The 15,616-nt window shown below is 45.2% G+C and carries 9 protein-coding genes; all 9 read right to left on the reverse strand.

Going from position 1 to position 15,616, the window contains the following annotated elements; all coding sequences use genetic code 11:
- Positions 1-67 precede the first annotated feature (67 nt).
- The gene (guaD, locus tag L3V77_RS19540) at positions 68-1,384 is read right to left on the reverse strand and encodes a guanine deaminase (RefSeq protein WP_195706026.1); all 1,317 of its coding nucleotides are present in this window, start codon (positions 1,382-1,384) and stop codon (positions 68-70) included.
- A 162-nt stretch (positions 1,385-1,546) separates the two neighbouring features.
- The gene (locus tag L3V77_RS19545; protein ID WP_275137916.1) at positions 1,547-2,959 is read right to left on the reverse strand and encodes a nucleobase:cation symporter-2 family protein; all 1,413 of its coding nucleotides are present in this window, start codon (positions 2,957-2,959) and stop codon (positions 1,547-1,549) included.
- Positions 2,960-3,236: 277 nt separating this feature from the next.
- Positions 3,237-6,113, reverse strand: coding sequence for a molybdopterin-dependent oxidoreductase Mo/Fe-S-binding subunit (locus tag L3V77_RS19550; protein ID WP_275137917.1), 2,877 nt, complete (start codon positions 6,111-6,113; stop codon positions 3,237-3,239).
- A gap of 2 nt (positions 6,114-6,115) precedes the next feature.
- The gene (ygfM, locus tag L3V77_RS19555; RefSeq protein ID WP_275137918.1) at positions 6,116-6,910 is read right to left on the reverse strand and encodes a molybdopterin-dependent oxidoreductase FAD-binding subunit; all 795 of its coding nucleotides are present in this window, start codon (positions 6,908-6,910) and stop codon (positions 6,116-6,118) included.
- 501 nt (positions 6,911-7,411) lie between these two features.
- On the reverse strand, positions 7,412-8,296 hold the full coding sequence (locus L3V77_RS19560) for an FAD binding domain-containing protein (RefSeq protein ID WP_275137919.1): 885 nt from the start codon (positions 8,294-8,296) through the stop codon (positions 7,412-7,414).
- Positions 8,290-8,760, reverse strand: coding sequence for a (2Fe-2S)-binding protein (locus L3V77_RS19565; RefSeq protein WP_275137920.1), 471 nt, complete (start codon positions 8,758-8,760; stop codon positions 8,290-8,292). Before L3V77_RS19565 ends, L3V77_RS19560 begins: the two co-directional genes overlap by 7 nt.
- A complete protein-coding gene (locus L3V77_RS19570) occupies positions 8,757-10,949 on the reverse strand; it encodes a xanthine dehydrogenase family protein molybdopterin-binding subunit (RefSeq protein ID WP_275137921.1) in 2,193 nt (730 codons plus the stop codon). The genes L3V77_RS19565 and L3V77_RS19570 overlap by 4 nt, the downstream gene beginning before the upstream one ends.
- 14 nt (positions 10,950-10,963) lie before the next feature.
- On the reverse strand, positions 10,964-12,292 hold the full coding sequence (gene ssnA, locus L3V77_RS19575; protein WP_275137922.1) for a putative aminohydrolase SsnA: 1,329 nt from the start codon (positions 12,290-12,292) through the stop codon (positions 10,964-10,966).
- A gap of 14 nt (positions 12,293-12,306) precedes the next feature.
- Positions 12,307-15,411 carry a putative selenate reductase subunit YgfK gene (gene ygfK / locus L3V77_RS19580; protein ID WP_275137923.1) on the reverse strand — a complete coding sequence of 1,035 codons (3,105 nt, stop codon included), beginning with the start codon at positions 15,409-15,411 and terminating at the stop codon, positions 12,307-12,309.
- Positions 15,412-15,616 lie beyond the last annotated feature (205 nt).

Here is a 15,616-nt window from a genome sequence, read left to right on the forward strand (position 1 = left end):
AATGTTCCATTCCACGTATATTAAACTACCTATTAAATTCTTTTATTCTTTGTCAAAAGGCGACGGATTAACCACGTTCATAAACGAGACGACCATCAACATAGGTTCGGTAGATACTGCGATCATCCCCTAATGTCATCAGCAAAAATAACTTGTCAGCAAGATCTTTTGAACTGTCATAACGCAATTGCTGTAAAGGCGTTGCACAGGGGTCAATGACGACGAAATCGGCTTCTTTACCGATCTCAAAATTGCCAATCAAATGATCCAGCGACAGTGAGTTTGCTGCGCCTAAGGTTGCAAGATAGAAAGCTTCAAAAGCGGATAATCTATGCTGCTGCAATTGCATTACCTTATAGGCTTCATTGAGGGTCTGAAGCAGGTTAAACGTCGTGCCAGCACCGATATCGGTCCCTATTCCGACCTTTATATTGCGATTCCATGCTTCCTGCAGTTTGAACAGACCACTACCGAGATAAAGATTCGAGGTTGGACAGAACGCAATGGCAGAATCTGTCTCTTGTAAGCAGTCCCACTCTTTATCTTCAAGATGAATACAGTGAGCAAAGACACTCTTGGGTCCCGTAAGACCATGGTGATGATATACATCAAGATAGCCGTCTTGTTCCGGGTACAACTCTTTCACCCACGCAATCTCGTCTTTGTTTTCACATAGATGTGTATGCACGTATGTATCTGGATACTCGGCTTTTAGTTTGCCTGCCATTGCCAACTGTTCTGGAGATGACGTTGGGGCAAAGCGTGGAGTAATGGCATATTGTAAACGACCTCTTTTATGCCATTTCTCTATCAGTTCTTTGGATTGGTTGTAGCCAATTTCTGGCGTATCAAGTAGATAATCAGGAGCATTACGGTCCATCATGACTTTACCAGCAATCATCCTCATATTGATTTTTTCAGCTTCCTCAAATAGAGCGTCCACTGACTCAGGGTGAACCGTACCGAAGACCAAAGCCGTCGTTGTACCATTGCGTAACAATTGCTTGATGAAAAATGTCGACATCTCCCGAGAGTATTCTTTATCTTTATAACGAGCTTCTGTTGGAAAGGTGTAGTTATTTAGCCACTCAAGCAATTGCTCCCCATAAGCGCCAACCATTTCTGCCTGAGGGTAGTGAATATGGGTATCGATAAAGCCCGGCATAACCAGTTTTCCTGGGTAGCTTCTAATACGGACCGATGCTGGGACTTTGTCTTTTCCCTCTTCCCAAGGACCCAACCATTCAATGCGCCCGTTATCAACAAGCATTAACCCATCTTCTATAAAGCGAACATTCTCTTCGATATCTCCTGGCTTATCTACTACACGCGCAATATCCATGAACGAGGCACGGATTGCCTTAATAGATTGAGAGTATTCCATAGTTACCCCTATAAATTTTTTTATACGCACATCTATTTGTTTCTCATCACAGGACGGCCACAAATAGCGTACAGACCAATTTTAAAGTTCTAATGTAGAATTCTAAGTATTCATTGATGGCAAGAAACCAGTCGGCTCCTTGCCAGTTTATTCAGTGCCGATTTACGCTTTCTGACGAGCCAAGTTTTCTTCTTCCAAAGCACGATTACACACTTCACACTCTTTAATTTGCTCTTCCAAAGCTTCACGTTTTTCGGTAGCACTTTCCGCTTCATCCGCGCGATTAACGCCTAGAGCAACATTCAGTGCAAGTGCGACCAATGAACCAGTGGTGATACCTGAGCCGAAAATGACTTTCAAGGACTCGGGTAAGTGGGTAAGTATTTCTGGACGAACGGTTACGGCCATGCCAGAGGCAACACCTACCGCAATAATCAACATGTTACGTTTGGTAAAACTAATACGTGAAAGGATGCCAATACCCGCTGAAATAATCATGGCAAACATGACTAAACCTGCACCACCAAGTACTGGCGAAGGGATCGTTACCACTATACCGCCCAGCTTTGGAAATAGACCAGCCAACAGCATAATGAAACCAGTAAGAGCAACCACATGACGGCTTGCGACACCAGTAATAGAAACAATACCAACGTTTTGGCTAAATGATGAAAAAGGAGTGGCACCAAACATAGATGCTAGTGCACTACCGGCACCATCGCACAAGATACCCTTCGATAACTTCTCACCCGTTAACTTGGTATGAGTCGCATCACTCAGTGCTAAAAAATCACCCGTTGATTCCATGATCGTGACCAGATAAGCAATCGACATACCAATGATACCGCTTACAGTAAAACTAAGGCCAAACGGCATTATTTCAGGCAAAGCAAAGAACTTGGCGTCACGTACGGGAGAAAAATCAACAATGCCCATGAAGATAGCGGTCAGATAGCCGACAGCCATCCCTATTACAATCGCTGCAGCTGAGATAATGCCGGTACCAACCTGTGATAGGACAATAACAACAACCAGTACCAAAAGACCTAACAACAGATTACTAAGCTGACCGTACTCTTCCTGACCCACAAATCCACCAGCAAACCAATCCACGGAAACAGGTAGAATAGTTAAGCCAATAAGTACCACAACGGTACCAGAGACAACCGGCGGAAATAATTTTCGGATCTGAGGCATAAATCGGCTACCGATAATCATCACCAGTGATCCCACCAGCGAAGCACCAAATATACCTGAAATACCGGCATCTAAACCAATAGAGATAGAGATGGCGACAAAGGTAAAACTTGTCCCCATAACAACAGGTAGACGAATCCCTACTGGTCCCACACCTTTACACTGAACAATCGTGACTACCCCAGAGACCATAAGGGCAGCGTTGACCAAAATAACCATTTGATCGGTAGGCAATCCGATTGCACTTCCCACGACTAAAGGCACAGCAATGATTGCCCCCATAGCAGCGAGCATATGTTGAAAAGCTAATAATATTGCGGCTCCAACAGGAGGCTTATCTTCGACGTTATAAAAGAGTTTCATTTCAATACTATCCATTTTATAGACTTTTCACAGACGACTGCGCTTTAAGGCTTCTTATGTGCCTGTTCAGTCAAACAGTATCCACGAAAAGATTGGACGAGTATGGAATCGATAACCTAGCCAGAAAATCCCCAAGGGGCTCCCACCTAGTAAATAACTAGGTGCTGCCTTACCCCATTTCACTACAACTAAATCTATATTAGTTCGTATCAGCCAAGCTATGACAACTCACTCGCAAATTAAAAAAGCGGATATTTCCCATCCCCTGAAAATTAACCGCTTTTAGTTCAATTTACAGTTTGTTGAGTCCTCTAAGTACCTTCTCTGGTGTAAAGTTCCATTCTCTAATCCATACACCACAGGCATCATGAATGGCGGTAGCGATGGCCGGTGAAGCACCATTTACACCGATTTCTGAGATTGACTTAGCGCCAAATGGTCCAACAGGATCATCACTTGGTACTAACGCCGCACGAAAATCTAATGGTATATCACCAATTTTCGGTGCGCCGTAACTCTTAAGATCGGTATTGATTGGCACACCGTTCTCGTTATACATCAACTCCTCAGTCATGCTGTGACCAATGGCACGCATACTGGCTCCATAGATCTGACCCAGAGCCAAGTCTGGATTGATTGGCGTACCACAATCGAGAAGGGCATGAAATTTATTCAGTTTTATCTGACCGGAGCGAGTATTGACCGCAACCTCAACGAAATTGGCGCCATATGGAAAAGCAAAGTCTGAGGTAATGAAGCTACCACTCGTGAGTAACTGCCCCCAACCCTTACCACCTTCAGCTTGATGCGCAATTTCACCGTAGGTGACTTGTTTGCCATCTGTGGCTTCTACCGTTGCAGGGAAAACAAGTTTGACACTTTCAACCTGCTCACCAAGCATCTCTGCTCCGCAAATGAGTATGCGTTCACGCATTGCTTGCGCCGCTTTCATTGCCGCATTTCCGGAGAAACATGTTCCTGACGATGCGTATGCACCTTTATCAAACGGGCAGTGATCGGTATCACCAGAGATGACTGTCACTTCTTCTAGCGGCATCTTCAATGTTTCTGCAACGATCTTGCTCACGACCAAGTCTAAGCCAGTGCCAATATCTGCACCTCCAGAGTGGACAATCATTGTGCCATCTGAGGCCAACTTAGCTTTACAGTTCGCCTGATCGATATCTGGAATGCCCGATTTTTGCTGCATAATTGCAACGCCTCGACCGATTTTCCAGTCAGGTCCGAGATCTTCTTTCGGTGTGTCCCAGCCGAACTCGTCACGTCCACGACGCAACACTTCAGTAAGCGCGCACGAAAGTACTCTAGGCGGTTCTGTCGGTAAATCGCCTTCACCAACTGCCGCTTTAATTTTTAGTGGGTCACCTTCATGAACTCGGTTCTTCTCAATAATATCAAGAAGATCCATATCCAGTTCATCAGCAAGTTCCGCTAGCATCATTGTTAGGGCAAAGACACCTTTAGGTGCGCCATAACCTTGATAAGCACCTGTGGGGCAAATATTTGAGTAGTATGTTGTCACTTTAAAACGCACGTTATCGATTGGATAAAGCGGCAGTGATAACGCAGGGCCGTTGGAAGGTACTGTAAGAGCATGGTTACCGTAAGGGCCGGTATTGGCTTGGAAATCCATGTCAATTGCCGTCAGAGTACCATCTTTTTTCATGCCTACTTTTAGGTTTACCTTAGCAACGTGACGCGTGGAACAAGCGATAAATTCTTCTTCACGAGTGTAATGAAGGTAAACTGGTCGTCCGGTCATAAAGGTAGCGAAAGCCGTAAGATCTTCAACCAAGATATCTTGCTTGGACCCAAAACCACCGCCAACACGCTCTTTAATTATGTGTACAAGGTTTTGCTTAACGCCAAGGATCCTAGCGATCTGGCGACGTACATGGAATGGCACCTGAGTAGAAGCATGCATAACTAGACGGTTGCCATCCATATAGGCGTAGCAGATATGGGTTTCCGTTGGCGCCTGCTGTGCCTGTTTGGATTCGTACGTTCTCTCCAAAATTATGTCTGCATCCGCAAAGCCCTGATCGATGTCGCCAATTTGACCATGTACTGAAGCGGCAATATTTTCACGCGGCTTACAGCCTATTGGGAAGTTAACAATCAGCTTGCCTTCACGTGGGTCAGCATCTCTGTTTTGTTCTTCGAGATCAGAAGGTGCACCCGCAAGATACTCAATAGGTTCATTGTGGATGATTGGCGCATCTGTCGCGGCGGCTTCATCGATACTCATCACGGGCTTAAGTACTTCGTACTCAACATCTATAAGTTTCAAAGCCGCTTCAGCTATATCGACGCTTTCCGCGACAACGGCCGCAACTCGGTCGCCAACATGGCGTAGTTTCTGACAGAACATACGTCGATCTAAAGGCGATGGCTCCGGCCCCGTTTGACCACCAGGCGTGTAAGGAATGTCTGGGCAGTTTTCGTACGTCATGACAAACACAACACCAGTTAGCGCTTCGGCTTTACTGACATCCAGACGTTTTATCCACGCATGTGGATGAGGACTGCGTAATACCTTAAGAACACACGCATCTTTAGGGATTCTATCTTCAACATAACAAGGTTTGGCCTGAACCATTTTCACTGAGTCGTCTTTCGGGCTCACCTTGCCGACGACATCCAAGTCATCACAAAATTCCGGTGCCACTTCTTCACTGTAATCCGGCGTATGTTTACGGTTTGCAGCCAAACTGACCACTTGGTAGAACTGTTGATAGCCAGCATCACGGCTAAATAGACCAGAGAGCGCATCATCTATCTCTTCGCGAGTAGGATTGGCAATTCGCTCAAGTAAATCCGTAATAATCAGTGCTGCCGCTGGGTCGTTATATCCTGACTGGACAACACCGACATCAATCATCGCCTGCTGAACTACGTTTAGGTTATTGTGTGTGCTTAATGATTCCGCTGTAAATACGTCACAACCTTCGAGTTGCGCTGCAATTAACAATGACGCATTCACTAACTTTCCGTTCAGTAAGATGACATCTGAACCTGCATAGCCATATCCATCATCACTGTTACGTACGGAGTGCAGCCCCATACCATGCAGTAGTTTTTGTACATTTTCACCAAGAGCACATTGGAGTTCTTGAGGGCGACTATTTAGCGTAAATTGAATGGTCATAATTAAGCCTCCTCAGCCAATTGCTGACACTCTGTCAGTAGATCTGCCACAACGACACCCGCTATGTAACGCTTGTATTCCGTACTACCGATGATATCCGCAACGGGATGAACCGCATCCGCTACCGCTTGTTCTAACAATTCACCTTTGAGATTTTGACTTTCAACATCTCGTAAACGGATAGGTTTTGCGGCGCCATTATGCAATGGGGAAACGCCATCAAGTGCAATAATCTTATTCCCTTGGGGGTCTACTGAAACCGCGGCAGTGACAACCGCTAATCCCGCAGCAGAGCGCGATATGTTGTAACCAATACAGTTGAGGTTCACATCAGGAATAATGACTTTAACAATCAAATCTCGTGCATCTATAGCGATATATTCTTCGACATCGCATTCTCTATCATCAGCCAATACTACGCGTGCTTTCAATGCAATTAGGCTTGGTATTAATCGCGCTTCTGTCTGTAAAGCCGCAATTTCACCACCAAGTGTGGCTTGGTTACGCACGTGCCGAGAGTAAATGAAGCTTGCGGATTGTTTCAACGCCACCGGTACTAGCTCGTTGTCTATCAAGTGCTGAATCTTGCACATCGCACCGATGTGGATGGCATCACCGAATTGTTCAATATTGTCGAACGCCAGATTATCAAGCGATATAGCGACTGTTTTATCGGTTTTACTTGGTGTGGCGTTAAGCTTGGAACCACCGGCGAACCATGTTGCTGTGCCAATATATTGCTGCATGAGTTCTAAAGCCTGGGCGGTAGAGTCTGGTCTGAAGTAGTGCTCAATCATTATTCTTACCCTTTAGATTTCTACTTATCTTTGAGTTCATGGCCTATTTTATTAAGCGAGGCCTTGGACGATACTTTAACTATTCTTAGTCAAGAAAATAGCAACTATTGCGCCAACCTAGACCGAGGACTTAATAAGTGAAGCGTTTCGTGAACCTCGTCTGAAATCGGGGCAGAAATGAGAGCTAAATCATCGATAGAATCTGAGCATATCGACAAATTCAGGATGAGAAAAAAACACCAAATAGGAATGCTTATCAATACGTTAGTAATATCTATCAAAATAATATTTTTCCACTATCAATTTGATATCTATCAAACGTGATAGTTGATAATACCAATACCACAAGGTCACGTTTCAAGTGAAAAACGTTTAGTAATTCCAACTTGAAAACGTCATTGTTCAGCAATATGGATGCAAAGGAACAGGCATGAAAAAGGGGGCATAGCCCCCCTTTCTTCCCCAATAAAACACGATGAAAAATTGATATGGTCAATAACCTTATTGGCAACTTAATTGACTAAGCCAACGCCGTAAAAGATTAAGAGATGCCTGAAGGCGATAATCAGCGGTAGAACGTTGATCGTCAATTGGATGAATAATCTTGCCATACAAGGTTATCACTTCTTCGATAAAACTTGGCTCTGAAAGTTGCTCGATGGGTAATCCAGTAAATAGAGTCTCAAGTTGCCGACTGCGAACCACTGTCGGCCCAACCGCACCAAAAGCTATCCGACAATCAACTAATCTGCCTTCTTTAACGTTTGCTAACCCTGCAACCGAAAGCTTAGTCAGTGCATTTGCGGCACGGGTACCAACCTTATGGTAGAACGTCACGGGGAAATCAGCTTGCGGAATAATGATATGAGTGAGCATCTCATTTTGCCTAAGCTGGGTCCGTCCCGGAGCAATGATAAAGTCTTCAAGTTCTAATTCACGCACCTCTTGAACAGACGACAGCACGACACGTGCATCTAGCAAGTATAACGCAGGCAACGTATCAGCGGCGGGTGAAGCATTGCAGATATTACCCGCCATAGTGGCACGATTACGAAGAGCAGGTGCCGCTATTTTAGCCGCACTTTGACGTAATACATTGGGCACCATGGGGTGTTTTTCAATCTCGTTTAATGTCACCCCTGCGCCGATAACCAGTGCGGTTTTTACATCACCGTTCGAATAAGCGCCATCGCAAGTTTTAGTAATATGCTTTAGCTCTTGGATTGCATCGACAAAAACGACATCCTGATTAAAACTCGGCGTCATTCCTGGTCTGACGCTGTGTTGTACCATGAGATCAGTGCCACCAGAAAAAAGCGTATGGCAACCAACCGCGAGCCTATCCAGTGCCTGCTCTAAAGTGTCCGGACGATATGTTTCTACCATAACCCTTCTCCTCTTTCGCTGGCAATTTTAGCGGCGTCAACAATCATCCCGTACCCTGTGCAACGGCAGAGGTTACCTGATATCGCTGTCCGAATCTCCAGCTCGTTCGGATGGGCGTTGGATTCAAGTAAGGCATATAACGCGAGCACCATACCCGGAGTACAAAATCCGCACTGTACGCCTTTTGCTTCAAGAAGCGCATTAATGACACACAATCCTTTTTCTGTTTTGCGCAACCCTTCCAGTGTCATCAACTGACCACCTTCGGCTTGACCTATGGGCATCATGCAAGCGTTGACCAATTCGCCATTAAACAATATTGAACACGCGCCACACTCCCCTTCACCACAGCCTTCTTTGGTCGCCATGTGACTGAGATTGATACGCAGTGTATGCAGTATTGATTGCAGGGGATCCGCGTCCACTTCGACCAACTCATCATTTAAATAGAATCCGATCTTCATTTTGCCTTGCCTCCGCCAGTAGTATTCTGTGCTCGTTCACTTTGACAAATCGCCTGACATATTTTCTCTGGCGTGACCGGTATTGATGATAAGCGTTCGCCAATAGCGGATTCTACTGCCGCTGAAAATGCGGCCGCACCCCCATTATGGGTTAGCTCACCTCCCCCTTTCGCACCATTTGGTCCATACGGGTAAGGGTTATCAACTAGGTCGCTTTCAATCGACGGCACGTCCAACGCCGTTGGAATGACATAATCGGCCATTGTTTTTTGAGCAAAAACACCCTCGTCATTTAACTCCATTTTCTCACAACTGCCATAACCAAGTGCTTGCACCAAACCTCCGTCAATCTGGCCCTTGAAAACGGCTGGATCAATGGCATGGCCAATATCGTATACTGCCCAAGCACCGAGAATATCTGTTTCGCCGGTAGCCATGTCGACCTCAACTTCAACGATATTCATACCGTAGCTTGTTGCTTGATACGCATTGCCCTGATAAGTATTTTGGTCCCACACGTGATAGTCCGGCTTGCGGTAAACCTCTTCGATTTCTAGCGATTCACCTTCGTGCCAATTATCTCTTATTTTTTTGGCTGCCTTCTCCAACAGATAGCCAACAATCAAGATTGATCGAGACGCGACCGTTGGGCCAGAATCCGGCACAATGCCAGTGTCTGGCACCGCTAATTGAATCGTATCCAATGGTTTATTTAGGGTATCAGCGACAATCTTACGAAATGTCAGGCTTAGGCCTTGCCCAATATCAGTATTAGAAGCAAGGATCTGAATAGTACCGTCCGCCAACTTGAGAAGACGCACTTTTGCGCGTACCAGCGTATCTTCTAAATCTCCAGCAAAACCACAACCGTGCTGGAACACGGCCAGCCCAATCCCTTTTCGTTTTTCGTTATCTGGCCCTTGTCTCTGCGCTCGCTCATTTGACAGAATCGTATTCGCGTCAGCCTTGTTGTTATAGTCTGATAAATTCAGTATCCGTTCCAACATTTGATCCAACACTAATTCGCCGAAAATAGCCGCGCCGGTCAAGGTAGTCGAGTCCGATTTTAGGAAATGTCGATGCTTGAAAGCCATTGGGTCTTCGCCAATCTGCTTGGCGATATGATTCATATGGGTTTCCATACAAAAGCACGTCTGTGGTGAACCAAAGCCACGAAATGCACCTGTTGGCACAGTGTTCGTTGTCCAAGCATGCCCTTCTACGCGAACGTTAGGGATATCGTAAACATTGGTCGCCGTAGTGAGAGAACGCTGTAAAACAATGCCAGAAAGGCTAAGGTAAGCACCTGAATTAATATCAAAGTTGAGTTCCATAGCAACAATATTGCCATCGGCATCAATTCCGGTTTTGTAGTGAAATTCTACCGGGTGTCGCTTAGACGTAAATTGAATGTCTTCGCTACGCTCCAGTACAATTCGAATAGGTTGTTGCAGTTTTTCAACCGCGACAGCCAGTGGCCCAGCCAAGACATCAGGATAGTCTTCTTTGCCACCAAATCCACCACCCGTCGGGCATTGAATAGCACGAACTTTATCATGGCCAAGTAGTACCGCCATACAGTGATGAACATAGAAAGGACACTGCATCGACCCCTCTATAACAATTTTGCCATCCTTTGGATAACCAACACAGCCTTGTGTTTCCAGATAGATATGTTCTTGATAACCCGTACTGCACGTCTCTTCAATAATAGTCACTGCACGGGAAAACCCCTCTTCGACATCGCCTTTTGTTAGCGTGTGCCTATCAAGCACATTGTCCGTTGAGTGAATCGCACCATCGATAAGCGCTTTAGATTGCTCTATCGTATACGCCGGTTTTAACGGCGTGTAATCAACCTTAATTTTATTCAGTAATGTCTCTATCACATCTGGGTTTGGACCAACCAAAAGATAGATAACCTGACCAACATACCGCACTTCAGTGCAAGCAAACGCTGGCCAATCTATTTCTACTATAGGGAGCGCATTTTGTCCCGGAACATCATCAGCACCAAATAAATGGTAGCCTTCTGGCAGTTCCGGAAGTTCGACCGATTTAATCACCCCTCTGGGGCAAGAAGAGCGGTAGAACCGCCCTTCTAAAAGTCCCGGGTAATGACGGTCGGCAATATACTTAGCTTCACCAGTGGCTTCTTCCCACTTGAATCGAGTATTAACCGTATCCATATCGAGATCTCACATTAGTCTAATCGATCCATTGTTTTCCAAAGGCGTTGCGCTACTTTGCGTGCTTCTGCATAGATAGGCGCAATATCGAATGGGAAAGATCGGTCTTCATACACAAATCGTCCTTCAACGATAACACTATTGACGTTGCCCGCATTGATACCAAAAGCAATATGCCCTGGCAGGTTATCGGCCACAAATGGCGTTGGACTGGTGTAATCGAGAATCGTTAAATCTGCTTTGTTTCCCGGGTCCAGACGACCAAACTTGGCCCCAAAGTTACGTGCAAGAATTTCGTTTCCGTTCCATAGGTTACGAGTAAAGCTATCTGGCCATAAAGGACCGCCAGCATCACGATGTTTGAAGAAAGCGAATTTAAGTTCTTCAAACATATCAGCACCAATGCCATCGGTTCCCAATGCCACATTCTTAAAGCGAGTGAGCTTGCTGTTGTAGCCTACATTATTGTTCATGTTAGAACGGGCGTTGTGTACTAAGAAACCGTCTTTTGCGTTCAAGATATCAATGTCTCGATCAGACAGGAATAGACCATGTGCCAACAGGGTTTTCTCATTGATTAGGCCAAAACTGTCCAAACGTTCAACAATATCCTGACTGTAATGATGATGACTATGAGTGACGTCGTAGCGGTCTTCTGCGACATGGATGTGGATACCACGCCCCGTAGCCTTAACAGCTTCAGACATCATGGAGAGGCCTTCATCCGTCACCGTAAATGGGGCATGAGCACCAATATGCGATTCTACAAGATACGGTTCTTCCCCTTTCGCTTTAGCATTGTCAATCAGTTGAGCAAAGGCAATGTTTTCCTCAACTCCAGCCATCATTTCTTGCATACCACCATTACGGTCGGTCGTCTCATAGCAGGTCATTCCACGCAAACCCGCTTTTAAGAAACCGCTACGCAAAGTCTTCAACGAACCGGCGATATAGTTTGGCGAAGCGTGGTGATCAATCACCGAAGAGCAACCATTCTTAATCGCTTCCAATGAACAAATCAGGCCACTGTAATACAGCGCTTCTTCATCTAAGGCTCGATCCATACGCCACCAAAGGTTCTTCAGAATCGAAATAAAATCTGGGCTTGGCTTGATATCAGCCATTATGCCGCGAGCAAGACCCGAGTAAAAATGGTTGTGCGAGCATACAATGCCCGGCATGACCAATTTTCCATTCATCTCTTTTACCGTCGCGCCGGGGTAATTACCCGCCAGATTTGAACCGATCGCTTTGATAACGCCGCCATCAAGTACGATATCAACGCTTTCCTTAATCAGTGCAGGTTCTAACTGCACCGCCGTTGCATTTTTTAGTATTAACATTCCTGACTCCTAACCTATAAATCAACGCTGCCAAGCAAATAATTATGATGCGCAAGAACGTAGCTAATCATTGTCGCTTCATCCGTCATCGACACAGGCATATCCAGTTCACTCTCGTTATTAATATTAAAGGTATATGTCTCACCTTTTGAGCGAACTAATACTTCCTTACCTTCTACGTAGAAGCCTTCATTGGTGCTGTTTGCAAAGTCATCGCGTAGATTAAATATGGTGAATTTGTCTTTATAAGGCTTGCTGTCCCAAGGGCAGAACTGAGCGCAGTTACCACATTCGTTACAGTAAGCGTCGATGTGCAATGTTTGGTATTGGTCTTTGAACCCTGGAATAGGTAACGATATATTGGCTCGGTTAGGACATACGTCTACACACTTACTACAGATATAATTACATTCCAGACAACGACTTGCTTCTTGTTCTATGAAGCTTTCACGGTCGGACTCTTCAAGTTCGTTAACGTTGATCATCTGAACTTGAATATCACCTTTACGTGCATATATTGCCTCGGCCTTAACCTTAGAAGAAACATCGGCTAAGCTTTCTGATTTGGATTCTCGGGCCAATATCGTTGTTGCGGTTTTCCGACCACTGGAGATAGCAGAAACGATAGATGAAGGACCTGTGTGGGCATCACCCATTAAGAAGACATTCTCTACGCCTGTTTCACAGCTTTCTTCGTCAACAATAGGCCAGCCATCCTCACCCATTGGAATACCAATACGGCCAAGAGCATCTCGGTTTGACTGTTCGCCAACAGCGGTAATGAGTGCATCCACCTGAAGCTCAATGGTCTCCTGTGTGGCAACTGGACGACGACGACCTTTCTCATCAGGCTCTCCCAACTCCATGACACGAGCGGTTAGCTTGCCATCGGCATTGAACTGTTCCGGATTAGTGAGGAACATAAACTGAACGCCATCTTCAACCGCTTCTTCATACTCTTCTTTGTAGGCGGGCATTTCGGCAATTGTGCGGCGGTACAGTATGGTTACCTTTTGTACCCCATCAACTTTAAGGGCGGCACGAGCACTGTCCATCGCCGTGTTTCCTGCACCAACAACCGCAACATGACTGCCAAGCTCCAGTTTTTCACCGTCATTGAACTGACGTAGAAATTCTAGCGATTTATAGAGGTTGCTATTGTCACCTGCAAGCGAAATAGGGTTGCCCTTATCCGCTCCTATTCCTAGACAGATATATTTGAAACCACTTGATTTTAGTGCATCCAAGTCTAAATTCGGGTTGCAACCGTATTCAATATGAACACCATGAGCGGTAACAAAATCAATATCGTGTTGAATCACTTCTGCCGGAATTCGGAATTGCGGAATGATATTCTTCACCACACCGCCTGCATTTTGTTCCTTCTCAAATATGGTTACCGGATGACCCGCTCGTGCCATAAAGTAAGCAGCGGACAAACCAGCAGGACCGGCTCCGATAACCGCGACAGGGAATTTTTCGCCATCTAAATCAGGTTCATGCCACTTGGCTTTATAGCTTTCCCAACCTTTATCAAGTGCGATTTTCTTCATTTCACGAATGTTCAATGCTCCTTCGTAGTCACGACGGGTACAGTTGTACTGGCATTGATGATCACAGATATGTCCGGTAATGGCAGGTAAAGCGTTACGAGAATAAATAACCTCTAATGCTTCGGTGTACTTTTGCTCGCCCAACAGACGAATGTACTCGGGAATATCTTGGCTAATAGGGCAGGCAGTGACACAAGGTGCAATATAGCAATCGGTCAATGGTAGCGCTTTTTTGACACTGATTTCTTCTGGTCCACGCCACTCTTTTTGTACGTAATCTGCGACCAGCGATTTTGCCGCTAATGCTTCAAGTTTCACGAGGTCAACTTTTTGCATTCCCCATTCATCACTGGTTTCTAGCTCTTTCGCACAGTCAGTCAAGCGAAGATAACCACCTGGCTTCAGCAAATCAGTTGCCATTGTTATTGGGCGTATACCCGTTTCAAAAATCTCTTTGATATTAAACTTACTAGCACCACCGGAATACGAAATGGGCAATGTTCCGTCGAATTCTCGAGAAAGCTCAAGGGCGACGTTAACAGACAGTGGGAACAAAGCTCGGCCAGACATATACATCTCTTTGTCGGGTAAACGTCCCTTACGATTTAGCGTGCCAAGAGTGTTGGTTAACTTAACGCCAAATCCGATATTTTTTGCTTTGCCTAATTCGACCAAACGATGAAGCATTGCTTTCGCGTCTTCTATCTGCAGGTCGTGACCGAATGACTCTTCGCTTAACGCAATATAGTCAAATCCGGCGTTATCTAATATTTCACGGACACGTTTGAAGCCCAATAAAGTAGGGTTCAATTTCACAAACGTGTTGATGCCCTTCTCTTCGATCATATATTGACAGATCGCTTCTATCTCATGAGGTGGGCAGCCATGCATAGTAGATAATGTGACACCACGCGTCAGCTGAGGCGTGATTGTCTCAGTAAGCTGATTAAGGCGTGTTGAACTAAACTCGTTAGCAAAATCTGGTTTCGCGATAAAACGATTCAATTCATCGATATATGCAACGAAATTTTCATGCTTGCTTGAATCAAGCATGTCATGGATATATTTCTGCATTGGTGCTGTTTGGATCCCAGCAAGGTCGTAGCCCACACTCATATTAAAGACAAAAGATTTTGCTTCGCCTTCTAATCGTGGAGCAAAAACTTCTTCTAATAGATGCAGTGCAATCCACGCTTTAAGATATTCGTCATACGCTTTTATTAAAGTAAATTCGGTTGACCATTCGGTGTTAAAACACTCATCTTCTGCGTCGATACAGGGTTTAGCGATTTCCAACGTATCAAGCTTTTGAACTGTTTTCAGTTCCATGAAACGACCACCCGCTAACCAAGAGCAGATAATATTCTGCGCCAATTGAGTATGCGGGCCGGCCGCCGGCCCGACTGGTGTTTCACAATTCTCACCCCAAACAGAAAGATCTTTGTTGCTCTCCTTGCGATAAAATTGCTTTGCTGGAATCCCAAAAATCGACTGGCTTTCTTTATACTCGCTAAAGATACGATTAAGAAGCTCGCCGAACGGAACGGGACGCATGATGTCTCCCATGATAAATCTCCTTGATGCTATAATTGCTTGTTTGGTTACAGCCAGTACATTTCGTAATGCAATGCGTGGGGCTAAAATATGTCGGTCTCAAAGTGATAGGTCGAAAAAAATCAACCAACTATATTTATTAAAGAGCAACTACTGAGCCAGATATTAAAATCGAGATCATCAAGTCGATTGTTCTAAGTTAAATTCGTGACAGAGG

The sequence above is a fragment of the Vibrio sp. DW001 genome (assembly GCF_029016285.1).
Classification (GTDB): domain Bacteria; phylum Pseudomonadota; class Gammaproteobacteria; order Enterobacterales; family Vibrionaceae; genus Vibrio.